At 66.5% G+C, this 14,630-nt stretch carries 14 protein-coding genes; 9 read left to right on the forward strand and 5 right to left on the reverse strand.

The genetic code is table 11. From position 1 onward, the window contains the following. Positions 1-580 precede the first annotated feature (580 nt). The 4 genes from GIW57_RS20215 to GIW57_RS20230 form a co-directional block, all read right to left on the reverse strand. Positions 581-1,141, reverse strand: coding sequence for a TlpA disulfide reductase family protein (locus GIW57_RS20215; protein ID WP_100462230.1), 561 nt, complete (start codon positions 1,139-1,141; stop codon positions 581-583). Next, complete coding sequence (locus GIW57_RS20220) at positions 1,138-3,528, reverse strand: protein-disulfide reductase DsbD domain-containing protein (RefSeq protein WP_236512516.1); 2,391 nt, start codon at positions 3,526-3,528, stop codon at positions 1,138-1,140. Before GIW57_RS20220 ends, GIW57_RS20215 begins: the two co-directional genes overlap by 4 nt. After that, entirely contained in the window at positions 3,525-3,863 is a 339-nt protein-coding gene (cutA, locus tag GIW57_RS20225) for a divalent-cation tolerance protein CutA (RefSeq protein WP_025878647.1), read from the reverse strand. Before cutA ends, GIW57_RS20220 begins: the two co-directional genes overlap by 4 nt. Positions 3,864-3,931: 68 nt before the next feature. Further along, on the reverse strand, positions 3,932-5,722 hold the full coding sequence (locus GIW57_RS20230) for an endonuclease (protein WP_100462232.1): 1,791 nt from the start codon (positions 5,720-5,722) through the stop codon (positions 3,932-3,934). Positions 5,723-6,075: 353 nt separating this feature from the next. Between GIW57_RS20230 and GIW57_RS20235 the strand changes: the two genes are divergently transcribed. Together GIW57_RS20235 and groL are read left to right on the forward strand one after the other, a co-directional pair. Beyond that, positions 6,076-6,363, forward strand: coding sequence for a co-chaperone GroES (locus tag GIW57_RS20235; RefSeq protein WP_089237231.1), 288 nt, complete (start codon positions 6,076-6,078; stop codon positions 6,361-6,363). A gap of 83 nt (positions 6,364-6,446) precedes the next feature. Next, positions 6,447-8,096 (forward strand): chaperonin GroEL, encoded by a 1,650-nt coding sequence (gene groL / locus GIW57_RS20240; RefSeq protein WP_025878650.1) that lies wholly within the window; start codon positions 6,447-6,449, stop codon positions 8,094-8,096. A 142-nt stretch (positions 8,097-8,238) separates the two neighbouring features. Here the strand turns inward: groL and GIW57_RS20245 are convergent, their stop codons facing one another. Next, positions 8,239-9,141: a LysR substrate-binding domain-containing protein gene (locus GIW57_RS20245; protein WP_236512518.1), complete on the reverse strand. Its 903-nt coding sequence runs from the start codon at positions 9,139-9,141 to the stop codon at positions 8,239-8,241. Positions 9,142-9,417: 276 nt separating this feature from the next. Between GIW57_RS20245 and GIW57_RS20250 the strand changes: the two genes are divergently transcribed. The 7 genes from GIW57_RS20250 to GIW57_RS20280 all read left to right on the forward strand — a co-directional run bounded on the left by GIW57_RS20250 (position 9,418) and on the right by GIW57_RS20280 (position 14,524). After that, positions 9,418-10,053, forward strand: a complete 636-nt coding sequence (locus GIW57_RS20250) for a glutathione S-transferase family protein (protein ID WP_236512519.1) — start codon at positions 9,418-9,420, stop codon at positions 10,051-10,053. A 13-nt stretch (positions 10,054-10,066) separates the two neighbouring features. Next, positions 10,067-11,095 carry an LLM class oxidoreductase gene (locus GIW57_RS20255; protein ID WP_236512521.1) on the forward strand — a complete coding sequence of 343 codons (1,029 nt, stop codon included), beginning with the start codon at positions 10,067-10,069 and terminating at the stop codon, positions 11,093-11,095. Between the two features lie 110 nt (positions 11,096-11,205). Next, positions 11,206-11,706: a MarR family transcriptional regulator gene (locus tag GIW57_RS20260; RefSeq protein ID WP_236512522.1), complete on the forward strand. Its 501-nt coding sequence runs from the start codon at positions 11,206-11,208 to the stop codon at positions 11,704-11,706. After that, the gene (locus GIW57_RS20265; RefSeq protein WP_236512524.1) at positions 11,703-12,440 is read left to right on the forward strand and encodes a DNA alkylation repair protein; all 738 of its coding nucleotides are present in this window, start codon (positions 11,703-11,705) and stop codon (positions 12,438-12,440) included. Before GIW57_RS20260 ends, GIW57_RS20265 begins: the two co-directional genes overlap by 4 nt. A 74-nt stretch (positions 12,441-12,514) precedes the next feature. Then, a complete protein-coding gene (locus GIW57_RS20270) occupies positions 12,515-12,853 on the forward strand; it encodes a DUF6616 family protein (protein ID WP_236512526.1) in 339 nt (112 codons plus the stop codon). 84 nt (positions 12,854-12,937) lie between these two features. Further along, a complete protein-coding gene (locus GIW57_RS20275) occupies positions 12,938-13,198 on the forward strand; it encodes a hypothetical protein (RefSeq protein WP_025878654.1) in 261 nt (86 codons plus the stop codon). A gap of 252 nt (positions 13,199-13,450) precedes the next feature. Next, a complete protein-coding gene (locus GIW57_RS20280) occupies positions 13,451-14,524 on the forward strand; it encodes a 3-deoxy-7-phosphoheptulonate synthase (protein WP_236512527.1) in 1,074 nt (357 codons plus the stop codon). Positions 14,525-14,630: the final 106 nt, after the last annotated feature.

The raw sequence follows: 14,630 nt of genomic DNA on the forward strand, positions 1-14,630 counted from the left end.
GACGTCTCTTACTGTCTGCCCCTCTACAACGACAAGGCGAACCGCCTCGTCCCTCATGCCCTGAGTGATCTGTTTTGCCATGGGTCTACCTCGATGCTCGAAAATGATCCTATCGAGTGTCCAAGTTCATTAGACCACCGCAACCCGTCCCTGGGGGCTTGGCCGCGGCATCCATGCCGCGGACACCCCCGCAACCGGACCCACCCCGCCTTCGACAGATCTCCGCAATCTGTCTGGATGGCATGACCTGCTCTTGGTGGGTGTCGACCTTGGTCGACACGTAGATCCACGCCATGCGTGGATGCTCTTCGTTCAATTGTCGAAATCTTCGATTTCAATGGAGATTCATCCACGCATGAGGTGGATCCAGCAGAAGCCGGAAATCTGTCAGAGGTGGGGCGGTGTCGGAGTGCGGGGTGTCAGCCGCATGGATGCGGCTGCCAAGCCTACAGGGACGTACTTGCGGCGTCCCCGCACTCCGACACCGCCCCGCCATCCCACGGAATGCTCGCTGTTGCCGTTGCTTCGGCTGTTGCCGTTGCTTCGGCCTCTGCGGGTGCAGGGCGCAGCCCTGCCGACCTTACTTCGCCCAGCCTTCGATCTCGCCGTGCGCGAACGGGCCGAGCTTGGCCTTCACCATCCGCCCCTGCGCATCGAACAGTACGCTGTACGGCAGCAGGCCCTGCGCATTGCCCAACTGCACGCTGGCATCGCGTGGGCCGGGGGTATCCAGGACGATGGGATAGTTCACCGGAACCCGCTGCAGGAAATCGCGCACGCCGTCCGGTGTATCCAGCGCCAGGCCCAACACCTGTACGCCGCGCGTGCCCTGGCCCTCGGCAAAGCGGGCCAGCTCGGGCATTTCTTCCACGCACGGGCCGCACCAGCTGGCCCAGACATTGACCAGCAATGGCTGGCCCTTGAACCGTTCGCGGATATCCTGCGCGTGACCTTCAGCATCGGGCAGGACCAGCGCCGGCAGCGGATCACCAGGGCGCAGCACCGGCAACGCCGGCGGCGATACGGCAACAGGCGCTGCGGTTTGGGCCACCGGCGGCGGCGCCAGCCGATTGCCGGCCCACAGGCCAAGCCCGGCAGCCAGCACCGCTGTCCACAGCAGTGCTGGCCGTTGCCACTTCATCGTGCGGTGCGCAGCAGCGCTTCTTCCACCAGCGCCTGGGTCAGCAGGGTCGGCAGCACCGTCGGCGGTGCGCCGGGGCCGTACACCACGTACAGCGGCACGCCCACGGCCTTGTGCTCATCCAGGAAGGCGGTGATCTGCGGGTCCACGTTGGTGTAGTCGCCGCGCATGTACACCGCGTTGGTACGCTTGAGCAGTTCCTTGAACTCCGGGCGCGACAGCACCGCGCGTTCGTTGGCCTTGCAGCTCACGCACCAGTCGGCGGTCATGTTGACGAACACCACGCGGTTGTCGGCGCGCAGGCGGTCCAGCATCTGCGGCGAATACTCCACCACGTTCTCGCTGCTCGCCTGCGCGGCACGTGCCGGCGGTGCCAGCTGGGTCACGGCCCACACCGGCACCAGCGCCGCGATCACCAGCAGCACGCCCAGCAGCCCGGCCGCGCGCTGGCTGCGCCAGCGGCTGCGCTCGAACAGCCACAGGCCACCGGTGAGCAGCAACAGGCCACCCAGTGCCAGCGCCATGCCATCCACACCGCGCTGCTTGCCCAGCACCCACAGCAGCCACAACGCGGCGGCATACATCGGGAAGGCCAGCACGTGCTTCAGGGTTTCCATCCACTGGCCCGGCTTGGGCAGGCGACGGGCCAGCGCCGGCACGAAGCCGATCAGCAGGAACGGCAGGGCCAGGCCCAGGCCGAGGAACAGGAACACCAGCATCGCCGCCACCGGTGGTGCAACGAAGGCATAGGCCACCGCCGGGCCGAAGAACGGACCCACGCACGCACTGCCGACCACGCAGGCCAGCACGCCGGTGAAGAAGTCGCCGGCCGGGCCACTGCGTCGTGCGAGCGACTGGCCGAAGTTGCCGATGCCGCCGCCCATCGTGAACACGCCGGACAGGCTCAGGCCCACCGCGAACATGATGTAGGCCAACGCCGCGACCACGCCGGGATGCTGCAGCTGGAAACCGATGCCGACCGCGTTGCCCAGCATGCGCAGGCCGACCATCAGCGCGCCGATCACCGCGAAGGCGACCAGCACGCCCAGCGTGTACCACATGGCATGGCTGCGGGCGCGCTCGGGGCTTTCGCCGCTCTGCGCCAGGCTCAGCACTTTCAGCGACAGGATCGGCAGCACGCAGGGCATCAGATTCAGCACCAGGCCACCGCCCAGCGCCAGCAGCAGTACCCACAGCAGCGAGCTGTCGGTTTTCGGCACGCGGCTGGGGGCCTTGGTACGCAGCGCATTGTCCTGCTGCGCGTCGGCAGCGAAGGCATCGCGTGCGCCGTTGCTGGCGTCGGCACCACCGGCATTGGCCGGCGCGCCGTTGGGTACGGTCGGAAGCAGGCGCAGCGGCGTGCCGTTGGCGGCCTCACGGGTGCTGGCAGCGGCCGAAGCGGGCAGCGAACGGATCACTTCGTCGCGTGCAGCAGGTGCATCACTGGTGGCGTTGGCCTTGCCGGCGGGGATCGACAACTTCACCCGGCGGGTCATCGGCGGGTAGCAGATGCCATCGGTCTGGCAGCCCTGGAAGGTCACCACCAGCGTGCTGTCGACGGCCTCGGCGCGGCTGCGGCGCAACGGCACCGGCACTTCCACCTGGTTGAAATAGACCGCCACGTCACCGAAGTGCTCGTCGCGGTGCGATTGCGCCGCCGGCCAACGCGGCTTGTCGGCCAGTACCCCGGCGCTGCCTTCCAGCTTCAGCGAGGTGCGGTCGCGATAGAGGTAATAGCCCGGTGCCGGGCTGAAGCGCAGCAGCAGGGTGTTGCCATCGCTGGCGATGGCATCGAAGCCGAATGCCTGTTCCGACGGCAGCGGCAGTGCCTGGCTGTTGCTGGTGCCCGGCAGCCGCAGGCCACCGCCACTGCCGGCGCCGGCCAGTGGGTTGTTGAACGCACTGGCGCCGGTGGCGCGTGCGGTCGGCAGCGTGGCAGCCGCACCGCCCGCGCCGGGCAGGGTCACCTGCACCACGCGCTTCTGCGGCGGGTAGCACACACCGGCATCGGCGCAGCCCTGGTAACGCACTTCCAGGCTGATGGTGCCGGCGGCATCGGTGGGCGCGCCGGGCAGGGTGGCCTGCAGGCGCTCGCGGTAGGTCTCCACCTCACCGAAGAAATCGTCGTGGTGCTTCTTGCCTGCGGGCATCTGCAGGGCAGCGGCATTGAAGGCCGGATCGGCCTTCACCGTGGTGCGGTGGCGATACAGGTAATAACCCGGGGCGATCTTGAACTGCAGTTGGATCTGGCCACGCTCGGGCGCGCTGGCGGTCAGCGCGAACGCCTGGTCCACCGGCAGCAGATCCTTCTCATCCAGTGCGAAGGCCGGCAATGAAAGCCACAACAAAGCGCACAAGGCGGCGCCACGCGCAAACAGAGTCTTCAATCAGTGTCCTCCCGGGTCTGTGCCCGGATCCAGTCCAGATACGCCGGCAGGCCGGCCCGGGTTTCGACCGCGATGCACTCCGGGAGTTCATACGGATGCAGTTCGACGATCCGGGCGATGGCTTCATCGACACGGCTTGCGGTGGTCTTCACCAGCAGCTGCAGTTCGGCGTCGGTGGTGACCTCGCCCTGCCAGCGGTACGTCGACTGTGCGCCGTCCAGGCGGGTGACGCAGGCAGCCAGGTGCTCGGCGACCAGCGCGTGCGCGATGCGCTCGGCACTGGCCCGGTCCGGGCAGGTGGTCAACAGCAGCAGGACGGGATCGACGGTCGACATGACCGTCGAGTATAGGGCCGTCGCCGGGGCAGGGCCCGGCGACGGCAGTGGACCGCAGCGTTGCGCGGTCAGTTGGCCAGCTGGCAGGTGGCCGGCTTGGCCGAGGTGAACAGGCCCGGGGTGGCCCACTCGGGGTGGTCGATGAACGGGTTGCGGTTGCCCTGGAAGCTGTAGATCACGTCATTGCGTGCACGTTCTGCAGCGCTCGGCGGATCAGCAAGGTGCCAGTCGATCAGGGTCGACAGCAGGCCCATATAGGCCGGCGAGCTGCTGGTCTTGACGATCTTGCTGCGGTCGTCGGTCAGTTCCAGGTCCGGTTCGGACTGGCCGGTGGCCGCATCCTTGCCCCCTTCATAGCGGATGGCCATGTACATCACCGCGCGCGCCATGTCGCCCTTGCGCGCACCCCACACTTCGAAGGTGCCAGCGTTGCCATCCGGCGTGCGTACCCAGTTCGAATTGCCCGGGTAGCCGCCGCTGCCGCCGCCCTGGCCGTTGTTGGCCTCGGTGGCACGCTCGCCGCAGTTGGCGTCGCACTTGCCGAACGGCTTGTTGCCGCGGTCGGCGTTCCACTGTGCGTCGGTCAGGTACAGCATGTGGGTGTCGGTGTAGGGCGCGTACGGCAGGCCCTTGTCGCCGGTGGTGCTGGCAAAGCCCAGCGAATTGGGCCAGGTGTGCTCGCGGTTGTAGGTCAGCCCGCTGCCGGTGCCCGCGCGGCCGCTCACCTTGGTGTAGCTGCGGTTGCGGTAGGCATCGAGGATCTTGCCACTGTTGTTGGGATCTTCGTCGGCGATCTCCAGGATGGTCCAGGTGCTGGTGCCCGAGCCGCTGTACGGATACGCGGTGTGCCCCTTGATGGTGGCGTGCAGCGAGCAGCGCAGCTGGCTGGGGCTGCTGGTGTTGACCTTCGAGTAATAGCCCGCCGGGCCGCCGGGATTGCCCGGGTCCGGGTTGCCGGTGGTGGTGGCCACGGTGAAGGCGATGCGGCTGTCGGTCGCCGGGCGGGCACCCTGCGCGTCGGTGATGCGTGCGGCACGGATGTCGAAGCGGCAGGCCTCACCGGCGACCAGCGCGGTGTTGGTCGACAGCTTCACGCTCTTGCCGCTGGCCGGCCAGGTCAGCGGCACGCTGCCGGAGGTGCCGCAGGTCAGTGCGAAGGCGCCGCTGGCGAGGTTGACCGTCTCGCTGAACACCACTTCCAGGTCGGCGGCGGCCGGGAAGGTGCTGCTGCCCTGTGCCGGCGTGGTGGTGGACACCGACGGCGGCGTGTTCGGGCCCGGGGTGCCACCGCCACTGAAGGTCTGGTTGTTGTTGCAGCTGCCGAAGGTCTGCCTGGCCGATTCGGCCCAGGTGAAGTGCGCGTACTGGCTGCCGCTGCCGGTCAGCTGCAGCGAGGTACCCGCCGCGGTGCTGTTGGTTTCGGCAACCGGAATGTTCTGGCTGGTCATGCCGGCAGCGGGGCCACCGGAGGCGGTGATCGCGCCCTCGTAGCTGAGGAACTGGACCACCTTGCCGCTGGCGTCGACCAGGGCGATGCCGTCGTTGGGGCCGTTCTGCAGGCCGTTGGTGGGGTAGGTGACCACGGCCAGGGTGGCGCTGCCGCAGCTGGCCGCGGTTCCCGCCGGTACTGCGTTGTTGGCGTAGACCGTGGCGGCCGACGGATTGCTGCCGTTGTAGAGGTACAGGCGGTAGCCGGACAGGTCCTCGCCGGCGGTGGCGACCACTTCGATGGCTTCGCCGACGTCACCGGCAGCGGTGCTGTCGTCGTAGTGCAGTTCGTTGATGAAGACCTCGGCCTGGGCCGGCGCGGCGGCCAGTGCCAGCAGGCAGGCGGCGGCGAGCGGGGACAGCAATCGCATCGACTACTCCTTGTGATTGGGAATGCCGGGCCACCCTAAAGCCGATCTGGTGACACTTTGTCGTAAATGAACGCCAGATATCTGACAGTGAGACGGTGGTCACCAAATGCCCGCGATTTCCCCCTTGGCTTGCCGCGTCGCATCCCTATAAATGCGACCGCGCAGGAATGGAGCGCCGCCGGGTCTCCGCAGAAAAATTTCGGCGGCGGGCCTTGAAAGGCCTCCGGAGGTCTCCATCTCTGTCGTGCTCCCGACCTGTCGGGCTTTTTCACGCGCGTTGCTGGCAGTCGCCTGGTGCGAGTGCTAACATCGCCGGACTTTTTCAGACCAATCAATAACTTAAGAGGTCCCACATGAGCATCAAGCCGCTGCACGACCGCGTTGTGGTCAAGCCGATCGAAGCCGACGAAGTTTCCGCCGGTGGCATCCTGATCCCGGACTCCGCCAAGGAAAAGTCCACCAAGGGTGAAGTCGTGGCCGTGGGCCCGGGCAAGCCGCTGGACAACGGCACCGTGCGCGCTCCGTCGCTGAAGGTCGGTGACAAGGTCATCTACGGCCAGTACGCCGGCAGCTCGTACAAGAGCGAAGGCGTCGAATACAAGGTCCTGCGCGAAGACGACGTGCTCGCCGTCATCGGCTGAGCGTCGGCGCGACCTGCTTCATCCCCTGATTCCAAACACCCAGCCGCCGGGCATGGCCCGGCGCTACCAATGAGGTAACTGCAATGGCTGCCAAGGATATTCGTTTCGGTGAAGACGCCCGTTCGCGCATGGTGCGCGGCGTCAACGTTCTCGCCAATGCCGTCAAGGCCACCCTGGGCCCGAAGGGCCGCAACGTCGTGCTCGAGAAGAGCTTCGGCGCCCCGACCATCACCAAGGACGGCGTGTCCGTCGCCAAGGAAATCGAACTGGCTGACAAGTTCGAGAACATGGGCGCGCAGATGGTGAAGGAAGTCGCGTCGCGTACCAACGACGACGCCGGCGACGGCACCACCACCGCCACCGTGCTGGCCCAGGCCCTGATCCGCGAAGGCGCCAAGGCCGTTGCTGCCGGCATGAACCCGATGGACCTCAAGCGCGGTATCGACAAGGCCGTCGTGGCTGCCGTCGCCGAGCTGAAGAACATCTCCAAGCCGACCGCTGACGACAAGGCCATTGCCCAGGTCGGCACGATCTCGGCCAACTCGGACGAGTCGATCGGCCAGATCATCGCCAACGCGATGAAGGAAGTCGGCAAGGAAGGCGTGATCACCGTTGAAGAAGGCTCGGGCCTGGACAACGAGCTGGACGTGGTCAAGGGCATGCAGTTCGACCGCGGCTACCTGTCCCCGTACTTCATCAACAACCAGCAGTCGCAGACCGCTGACCTGGATGACCCGTACATCCTGCTGCACGACAAGAAGATCTCCAACGTCCGTGACCTGCTGCCGGTGCTGGAAGGCGTCGCCAAGGCCGGCAAGCCGCTGCTGATCGTGGCCGAGGAAGTCGAAGGCGAAGCGCTGGCGACCCTGGTGGTCAACACCATCCGCGGCATCGTCAAGGTCGTGGCCGTCAAGGCTCCGGGCTTCGGCGACCGTCGCAAGGCGATGCTGGAAGACATGGCCGTGCTGACCGGCGGCACCGTGATCTCCGAGGAAGTCGGCCTGTCGCTGGAAAAGGCCACCATCAAGGACCTGGGCCGCGCCAAGAAGGTGCAGGTTTCCAAGGAAAACACCACCATCATCGATGGCGTGGGTGACAAGGCTGCGGTCGATTCGCGCGTTGCGCAGATCAAGACCCAGATCGAAGACACCTCCTCGGACTACGACCGCGAGAAGCTGCAGGAGCGCGTGGCCAAGCTGGCCGGTGGCGTTGCAGTGATCAAGGTTGGCGCTTCGACCGAAATCGAAATGAAGGAAAAGAAGGATCGCGTCGACGACGCCCTGCACGCGACCCGTGCGGCCGTTGAAGAAGGCGTGGTTCCGGGCGGCGGCGTTGCCCTGGTCCGTGCGGTGTCCGCGCTGGCTGGCCTGAAGGGTGCCAACGAAGACCAGAACCACGGCATCCAGATCGCCCTGCGCGCGATGGAAGCCCCGCTGCGCGAAATCGTCGCCAACGCCGGCGAAGAGCCGTCGGTCATCGTCAACAAGGTCAAGGAAGGCACCGGCAGCTTCGGCTACAACGCCGCCACCGGCGAGTTCGGTGACATGCTGCAGTTCGGCATCCTGGACCCGACCAAGGTGACCCGTTCGGCGCTGCAGAACGCCGCCTCGATCGCTGGCCTGATGATCACCACCGAAGCCATGGTTGCCGACGCTCCGAAGAAGGACGAGCCGGCCATGGGCGGCGCTGGCGGCATGGGCGGCATGGGTGGCATGGGCGGCATGGACTTCTAAGTCCCGCTGCACCGGTAGCGGCCGACCCAGGTCGGCACGCTTCCCTGCTGCAATGAAAAACCCCGCCGCAAGGCGGGGTTTTTTTGTGGGCTGCATCCACGCTTGGCGTGCATCTACGCGGGCAACGCGGGATTGACCGCCGCTACGCTGCGCGTGCCGTCGATATGTTGTCCTGCAGCCACGCCAGGAACGCTGCCACCATCGCTCTGTCGCTGCCCTCGCTGCCAGGCCGGGTCACGGCGTAGTAGGCGAAGGACTGCGGCCACGGCTGCTGCAGGACCACCTGCAGGCGACCGCTGGCCACTTCGTCGGCCACGTGGATGTCGCGCACCAGCGCGATGCCCTGGCCGGCTGCCGCCGCACGTATCAACAACAGATCGTCGTCGAAGGCGGGGCCGCGCTGCAGGCGCGCATCCTGTGGCAGGCCCAGAGCCTGGAACCACAGACGCCAGTCACTGCGTTCGCTGTCCTGCAGCAGCGGCAGCCGCAGGCAGTGCTGCACGCGGGTGATCGCTGGCACGGTTGCCAGCAGCGCGGGGCTTGCCACCGGCAGCAACGCCGGTGCCAACAGGTGCTCTGCATGCAGCCCCGGATACTGGCCCAGGCCATGCCGGATCGCGATGTCAATGCCATCACGGCGCAGGTCCACCAACGTGGGGCTGGCATCCAACTGCACGTCGATTCCTGGATGCCGCGCGCTGAAATCGGCCAGTCGCGGCGCCAGCCACTGCGCGGCGAAACTGGGCGCGGCGCTGATCCGCAACGATGACCTGCCTTGCCACGCTTCCAGTGCGTGCAGGCTGCTGGCGATCTGATCGAAGGCCTGACGCAGTTCCGGGTAGATGCGGCTGCCGGCCGCGCTGAGCACCACGCCATGGCGGGTTCGATCGAACAGGCTGACGCCGAGCCGTTCCTGCAACTGCCGCAGCTGCTGGCTGACGGCACCGGGTGTCACGCCCATCACTTCGGCGGCCGCTGTCAGGCTGCCGTGGCGGCTGGTTTCAACGAAGGCCCGCAGGGCCAGCAAGGGCAGTACCGCACCCATCTTCCATTCTCCCGTGACGATGCTGGCGAGACGTCGGCACGTTCACCGGCCAGCGCAAAGCACAGCATATCGGCCGGGTCGATGGCTGTCGCGTCGGTGCGCGCGATGTTGAGCTGGGCTCAACTGCAACTTCAGCAGACATCGTTTCCCACCTGCATGCCCGGTTCCTAGACTGGTTGCACGGTCGCTGCAGCGCCTTTTCCACATCGCTTCGCCCTGCCCATGGTGTGGGCGGGCAGCGCGCGTGCACCCGATTTCTGCCTCCAGGACGTCTCCGTGACCGAACCTTCGCTGCACCTGCATACCGACAGCTCACCCAATGGCTACAAGGCCACCATCGCGCTGGAGGAGCTGGGCCTGCCCTATCGCCTGCACCACGTGCGCATCGAACAGGGTGAACACCGCCATCCAGATTTCCTGCGCCTCAACCCGCATGGTCGCATTCCGGTCCTCGAAGACCGCGCCAGAGGCATCGTGCTGTTCGAATCGGCGGCGATCCTACTGTACCTCGCCGAGCAGGGCGGAGCATTGTTGCCACAGGCACCGGCCGCGCGCTGGGACGCCATCACCTGGCTGATGTTCCATGCCTCCAGCGTCGGTCCCATCTTCGGCCAGCGCGTGCATTTCGAACACTTCGCGCAGGAACGTTACCTGCCGGCGATCGAGCGCTACCGGCACCTCTCCGAAGACATCTTCGCGATCCTCGATGCACGCTTGGCCGCGCGTCCCTGGTTGGCCGGCGATGACTACTCGATCGCCGACATCGCCCACTTCGGTTGGCTGCATGTGCTCCGCGTGATCGACATCGACTTCTCGCGCCATCGCCATCTTTCGGCGTGGTACCAGCGCGTAGCCGCGCGGCCCGCGGTCCAGCGTGGCGTGCTGCTGCCTGAGCCAGCGACCGGGCCTTGAGGAGATCCCTGCGATGACAGCCTCCCTTTCGATCCACGGTGCTTCGGCAGCAACCTTCGCCGGCCATGCCGGTTATCAGCGCATGTTCCGCGCCGATGCGCTGACCTTGGGCATCTTCCTGCCGCTGCGTTTCTACCAGGGCGACATGGCGGTACTGCAGGGACAGACCGCGCTGGTGGAAGCCATCGACCGCCATGGCTTCGCTGCGGTCTGGGTGCGCGATGTTCCGCTGTTCGATCCCCAGTTCGGTGATGCCGGACAGGTGTTCGATCCGTTCACGTATCTCGCATGGCTGGCCGCGCGCACCCATCGCGTCGCGCTGGCGACAGGCAGCGTGGTGATGCCACTGCGGCATCCCATCGACCTGGCCAAGGCGGCCGCGTCGATCGATCAGTTGTCCGCAGGGCGGCTGGTGATGGGCATTGCCTCGGGTGATCGACCGCTTGAGTTTCCCGCCTATGGCCTGGACCACGCCCAACGTGGTGAACGGTTCGCCGACGCCGTGGTGGCCTTCCGGCAATGGTTGCAGCCCGCAGACGGGACGCTGGCCGGCCATCCCTGGGCCGCGCAGGGCGTGCAGCTGCTGCCGCCGCCGGTCAGCGGTCGCATTCCGCTGATCGTCACCGGTGGTGCCCGGCAGTCGCTGCAATGGATCGGCGAGCACGCCGACGGCTGGCTGACCTATCCCGACGCGACCCATGACACGGCAGGACCACAGCGGCTGGCGGCGAAGATCCGCGCATGGCGCGCGCAGATTCCCGACGGCGGCTTCCGTCCGCACATGACCAATGAATGGCTGGATCTGGTGGATGACCCGGACCATCCGCGCGTGCCGCTGCAGGGTGGCTACTGCCTGCGTACCGGGCGTAAGGGGTTGATCGCGCTGCTGGAAGCCTGGCAGCGTGCAGGAGTCAACCATGCCGCGCTCGGCATCCAGTTCTCGCAGCGCCCAGCTGCCGATGTGCTGCAGGAACTGGCCGAAGAGGTGCTGCCGTTGTTTCCGTCGCATCCCGGCCCACCGTCGCGGGTGATGGAATGGTAGCGATGCATCTCCGCGATCGATGAGCTGCGGACCCTGCCGGCGGCGGCGGGAGGCTTGCAGTTCTTGCCTCATGGATTATGATTAGCTGCCTAAGCATATCTGGATACGCGATGCTTGAGTTGAAGCACCAGGCCCTCGTCGAGGAGGCGCAGCGGCGGGGTCACGCCAATGTCGCGCAGCTGCGCCTGTGTTTCCAGCTGCTCGCCTTGTCCGGCGCGATCGATCGTGACTGCGCCACACGCCTCGCGCCGCACGGCCTCAGCGAAGGCCGCTTCGTCGTGCTGTTCCTGCTGCACGGCGCCGGCGGCATGTTGCCGCCGCACGAGCTGGCCGAACGTGCCGGCGTCACCCGCGCCACCATCAGCGGATTGCTCGATGGCCTGCAGCGTGACGGCCTGCTGCAGCGGCGCAGCGACGCCGAAGATGGTCGACGTCTGCAGATCGTGCTGACGGCACGCGGCAAACGCCTGGCAGATGAGTTGTTCGACCAGCACACGCAATGGATCGGCGGACTGTTCAACGGTCTTGATTCCAGCGAACAGGCGCAGTTGTCGCTGCTGTTGGAAAAGGTCTGGCGACACACCGACGCAGGCCAGAAAACAGGCACATGAGCACCGCCATCGCCTCCGCACGCCTGCGGGCACTCAATGCGGGAAGCGCCGCCAGCACGCATCTGGCCGAGTGCCTGGCGGTGGACTTTGCTGCGTTGCTGCAGGCAGTGGCACCGACCTTGCCACCGGCCGCGATACAGCGCATGCGCGCCGCCGCGGGCAAGGGAATCACCCAGCGCATGGCCCTGGCCGCAGCGCTGCTGCGCGAGGCAGGGCAGGGCGACGTGCAGCACTGGCAGGCCCATCCCTCCGACACCGTGCGGGGGTGGGCGTGCTATCTGATCGGCGCTGACGCGCAGGCGACGCTGGCCGACAAGCTGCAGGCGATGCATCCACTGGCAGACGATCCGCACTTCGGTGTGCGCGAATGGGCGTGGCTGGCGCTGCGCAGCGATATCGTCGCCGGGCCACTGGAGGCGCTCGCTCTGCTGCAACCCTGGGCGCAGCAGCCGTCGCTGCATCTGCGCCGCTTCGCCTGTGAGGCGCTGCGCCCCCGCGGTGTCTGGGCCACGCACATTGCGCTGTTCAAGCAGCAGCCCGAGCACGTGCTGCCCTTGCTGGAAACACTGGCCGATGATCCCGAGCGCTACGTGCAGGACTCGGTGGGCAACTGGCTCAACGACGCCGGCAAGAGCCAATCTGATTGGGTGCGCACTGTGTGCACGAGGTGGCAGTCAACCCGCGACAGCGTCGCCAACGCCTACATCCGCAAGCGTGCGCTGCGCTCGCTGTAACGCAGCACCGTTCACCCGTTTCCCGCTGATGCCGGCCGCTGGCCGGCAACCCCATGACCCCCAAGGAAGACCCCATGTCCCACCTCCTCATCGAGCTGTACACCGCGACGCCGGCCTGGAAAGCCTTGTCCGCCGAACAGCGCAACACCTTCTTCACCCGTATCGGTGCCGGCATGCAGCAATTCGACCCCGCATGCATCGCACCGTTGGCGATGGGCCGCGTGGCCAGCGAGGTGACACATGCCAGCGCCGAGCAGTACTACGCGGTCTGGCAGTGCGCCAGCCGTGCAGATGCCGATGCGCTGATGGCCGCCATCAGTGCCACCGGCTGGCATGACTACTTCGCCACCACCAATGCCGTGGGCGCAGTGGATGCGATGGCCCAGCACCTGGCGGACCTCGCAGCGCTGTAGTGCGGCCTGCGGTGGCACATGCGCGCCTCATCCATTCCGGGTAAAGATGGCGCTCGGCCGTATCCATCCGCAGGGAAGTCGAGCATGCAGAGCAAGATCCAGGTGACGTTGTACGGAGCGCTGGGCAGCAGTCCTGCGCTGCAGGTACCCGGCCTGGAAGGGCCGGTGGTCGCCATCCAGGAAGCCACCCTGCGGCAGCTGGTGTCCGATCTGTATACGGCCCGATCCATGCTCAACCCCGAACAGCTGGATGAGGCCAGGCAGGAACTGGACCGGGTAGTGGAGCGCTGGGTCGACATCCACGAGACGCTGTTGCTGGACGTGGAAGTGCATGGCGGCCGATAGTCCGCTGAACCGCGCCCGCAGTTGCGGATGAAACAGTTGGCACCTGCCAAAACCCTGTGTTATCAATAGATCCCATGAACGCAACCCACGCCAGCTTTTATTGGTATTACTTTCCGAAGCCCCCGGCGGAGGAAGGATTGCGCTCACCCTGAAGAAAGCTTCAGACGCATTCCCGAAAGCCGCCAGCGAACCTGGCGGCTTTTTTCATGTCGCCACGCTGCGGACCCCCAACGTTCCGTAGAGACCCCCACCATGCCCCCGCACACCGACGACCTGCGTATCCGCACCATCGAACCGCTGACACCGCCTGCCCAGCTGCTGGCGATGCTGCCCTGCGATGACGAAGCCTCCGACACCGTCAGCGCCTCGCGCGCGGCCCTGCACCAGATCCTGCACGGCCGCGACGACCGCCTGGCCGTGGTGGTCGGGCCATGCTCGATCCACGACCCGAAAGCCGCCATCGAGTACGCACAGCGCCTGAAGCCGCTGCGCGATGCGCTGGCCGGCGAACTGGAAATCGTCATGCGCGTGTACTTCGAAAAGCCGCGTACCACGGTGGGCTGGAAGGGCCTGATCAACGACCCGGACCTGGATGGCAGCTTCAAGATCGACAAGGGCCTGCGCATCGCCCGTGGCCTGCTGCGTGACATCAACAAGCTCGGCCTGCCTGCCGGTGTCGAGTTCCTCGACGTGATCTCGCCGCAGTACATCGCCGACCTGGTGGCATGGGGCGCGATCGGTGCACGCACCACCGAAAGCCAGGTGCATCGCGAACTTGCGTCGGGGTTGTCGTGCCCGGTCGGCTTCAAGAACGGCACCGACGGCAACGTCAAGATCGCCGCCGATGCCGTGGGCGCGGCCTCGAACCCGCATCACTTCCTGTCGGTCACCAAGCAGGGCGGCACCGCCATCGTCTCCACCACCGGCAACCCGGACTGCCATGTGATCCTGCGTGGTGGCAAGCAGCCGAACTACGATGCGGCCAGCGTGGCCGATGCCTGCCAGGCACTGGCCAAGGCCAAGCTGCCGACGCGGCTGATGATCGATGCCAGCCACGCCAACAGCCTGAAGAACCATGAGAACCAGCCGAAGGTGATCGAAGACATCGCCATCCAGCTGGAAGACGGTGAGCAGCGCATCGTCGGTGTGATGGTCGAAAGCCATCTGGTCGGTGGCCGTCAGGAGCTGGTGGAAGGCCAGCCGCTGGTCTACGGCCAGAGCATCACCGATGGCTGCATTGACTGGGACACCACCGTGACGGTGCTGGAGCGGCTGGCTGCTGCCGTCCGCGCCCGCCGCGAAGTGAAGGTGTCCGAAGCCGCCTGACGGCGGCACGTGTGTGGATGGTGGCCAGCGCCTGCGGGGGTGCGGCCGCGATCAGGGCCGGTCGGAGTTGGAGACCGGCCCGTCTGCACCGGCGATGCGCCTGGCG

The sequence above is a fragment of the Stenotrophomonas sp. PA-6-5C genome (assembly GCF_021605635.1).
Lineage (GTDB): Bacteria > Pseudomonadota > Gammaproteobacteria > Xanthomonadales > Xanthomonadaceae > Stenotrophomonas > Stenotrophomonas lactitubi.

Bases quoted from the DNA above. Each gene is read 5' to 3' on its own strand.
- GIW57_RS20215 (WP_100462230.1), bottom strand. From the start codon at position 1,141: ATGAAGTGGCAACGGCCAGCACTGCTGTGGACAGCGGTGCTGGCTGCC.
- cutA (WP_025878647.1), bottom strand. From the start codon at position 3,863: ATGTCGACCGTCGATCCCGTCCTGCTGCTGTTGACCACCTGCCCGGAC.
- GIW57_RS20230 (WP_100462232.1), bottom strand. From the start codon at position 5,722: ATGCGATTGCTGTCCCCGCTCGCCGCCGCCTGCCTGCTGGCACTGGCC.
- GIW57_RS20235 (WP_089237231.1), top strand. From the start codon at position 6,076: ATGAGCATCAAGCCGCTGCACGACCGCGTTGTGGTCAAGCCGATCGAA.
- groL (WP_025878650.1), top strand. From the start codon at position 6,447: ATGGCTGCCAAGGATATTCGTTTCGGTGAAGACGCCCGTTCGCGCATG.
- GIW57_RS20245 (WP_236512518.1), bottom strand. From the start codon at position 9,141: ATGGGTGCGGTACTGCCCTTGCTGGCCCTGCGGGCCTTCGTTGAAACC.
- GIW57_RS20255 (WP_236512521.1), top strand. From the start codon at position 10,067: ATGACAGCCTCCCTTTCGATCCACGGTGCTTCGGCAGCAACCTTCGCC.
- GIW57_RS20260 (WP_236512522.1), top strand. From the start codon at position 11,206: ATGCTTGAGTTGAAGCACCAGGCCCTCGTCGAGGAGGCGCAGCGGCGG.
- GIW57_RS20265 (WP_236512524.1), top strand. From the start codon at position 11,703: ATGAGCACCGCCATCGCCTCCGCACGCCTGCGGGCACTCAATGCGGGA.
- GIW57_RS20270 (WP_236512526.1), top strand. From the start codon at position 12,515: ATGTCCCACCTCCTCATCGAGCTGTACACCGCGACGCCGGCCTGGAAA.
- GIW57_RS20275 (WP_025878654.1), top strand. From the start codon at position 12,938: ATGCAGAGCAAGATCCAGGTGACGTTGTACGGAGCGCTGGGCAGCAGT.
- GIW57_RS20280 (WP_236512527.1), top strand. From the start codon at position 13,451: ATGCCCCCGCACACCGACGACCTGCGTATCCGCACCATCGAACCGCTG.